The 1,530-nt window shown below is 31.0% G+C and carries 2 protein-coding genes; both read right to left on the bottom strand.

Annotation, left to right across the window (positions count from 1 at the left end; genetic code table 11):
• Positions 1 to 169: 169 nt before the first annotated feature.
• A complete protein-coding gene (fic, locus tag FLJC2902T_RS15550; protein WP_023580763.1) occupies positions 170 to 721 on the bottom strand; it encodes a protein adenylyltransferase Fic in 552 nt (183 codons plus the stop codon).
• 276 nt (positions 722 to 997) lie between these two features.
• The gene (locus tag FLJC2902T_RS15545; RefSeq protein WP_023580761.1) at positions 998 to 1,456 is read right to left on the bottom strand and encodes a hypothetical protein; all 459 of its coding nucleotides are present in this window, start codon (positions 1,454 to 1,456) and stop codon (positions 998 to 1,000) included.
• Between the last annotated feature and the right edge of the window lie 74 nt (positions 1,457 to 1,530).

Below are 1,530 nucleotides of genomic sequence, written 5' to 3'. Positions count from 1 at the left end.
TGACATAATATTGTTGCTAACGTCCCGCCGGCTTTAAGAAGTTGGGGGTTTTTGTTCCCAAACCATTCCGATAGGAGTGAAGTCAAATATACAAAAAGACCGTTTCATTAAGCCCTAAAACCCCAATTTCTTAAAACCGCTGTTACCAGCTGGCGCTATATCCTAAAGATTATTCATTATCTTTTTCGTAACCTTCATAATAATAGGATTGTTCAATTCCTTTAAAAATAATTTCTCTATTATCAATCTCGCTTGTTAAATTCTCTTTCAATAAAGTTCTTAGCTCTAAGTCATTAATCGGACTTCTTTCCATTGATTGTAAATAAAGCGTTTTGTCTACGAATTGCCAATTGACAACTTTACCAAGTCTATTTTTTAGAATCATATCTAGCCAAATTCGCATAGATCTTCCATTACCCTCAAGAAATGGATGAGCAATATTCATTTCTACATATTTTGCAATAATTTCTTCAAAATTATTCTCGGTCATTTGTTCTATTTTAACCAAAATCTCATCTAAATATAATGCATTAGCAAATCTAAAACCTCCCTTTGAAATATTCATTTTACGTATCTCTCCAGCGAAATCATATAATCCACCAAATAAGTAATTGTGAATTTGCTTTAGACCTTTGGTCGTACCAACTTCTATTTTATTAATATCATTCGATTCAAACAAGCGATATGCATTTTCTAGACTGTTCTTATCAATGTTTTTCATATAGATAGCAAGCTTTATATTTTACTTTTACAAAAATACTTTAAATGGTTGGTATATCATATAAGAAAGTTTTGATTTTCTGTTTTTCTGCCATGTAGTTTTCGTCACGTGCGCTTGCTGGTAACGTCCCGGGGCTTTATGCCGGTGGGGATTTTTATTACTGATGTTTACAAATATACCGAAAAGATTGAAAGAAAAAACCTCAATTCGAAGAAGAAAATGCAAACACTGACCTTTACTGATAAAACCTAAAACCCCACTTGCATAAAACCCTTGTTAGCGGTAGTTTATTGCTGCCCCACCGAGATATTTGAGTTTTTTATCAATTATTTTTTTCAATTCTTGATAGTTTAAATGATACTTTTCAGAGATAATTATTACTTTCTTTCCACCCTTTTCGATGCTAAGTTCTTCAAACAATCCAATTCTTGTTGATTCTATTGCGGTTGTATATCCATCGCATTCATCAAATTTTACCCTATATATTCCATTCAATAAATTTCGCTTGGTTATTGCTTCATTTTCAATTTTGATGACAATCATTTTTCTATTTATTTCAAAAAAAACTAACCAAATAATTATGATAAGAATCAAAGCGGAAATTAAATAATCAATCCATCTTAACTGTTGCAATTTTATTGGCAGATTGTTAATGATTATGACTAACAAACCAGTTATTAGACAGATACCTAAAATTGGAAAAATAAAGCCTTTTAAGGTGAATTTTGATTTCATTTAAATTATGTAATTAAGAGAGAATTGTATTCCAATTTCCAGCTTAACGTTAAGGTGGATTCAAGTATCTAGCG

Source organism: Flavobacterium limnosediminis JC2902 (assembly GCF_000498535.1).
Classification (GTDB): Bacteria; Bacteroidota; Bacteroidia; order Flavobacteriales; family Flavobacteriaceae; genus Flavobacterium; species Flavobacterium limnosediminis.
The sequence above is the reverse complement of the archived record's forward strand: the minus strand, read 5'-3'. Positions and strand labels throughout refer to the sequence as shown.

Coding starts and splice junctions, on each gene's coding strand:
- fic (WP_023580763.1), bottom strand. CDS start 721: ATGAAAAACATTGATAAGAACAGTCTAGAAAATGCATATCGCTTGTTT.
- FLJC2902T_RS15545 (WP_023580761.1), bottom strand. CDS start 1,456: ATGAAATCAAAATTCACCTTAAAAGGCTTTATTTTTCCAATTTTAGGT.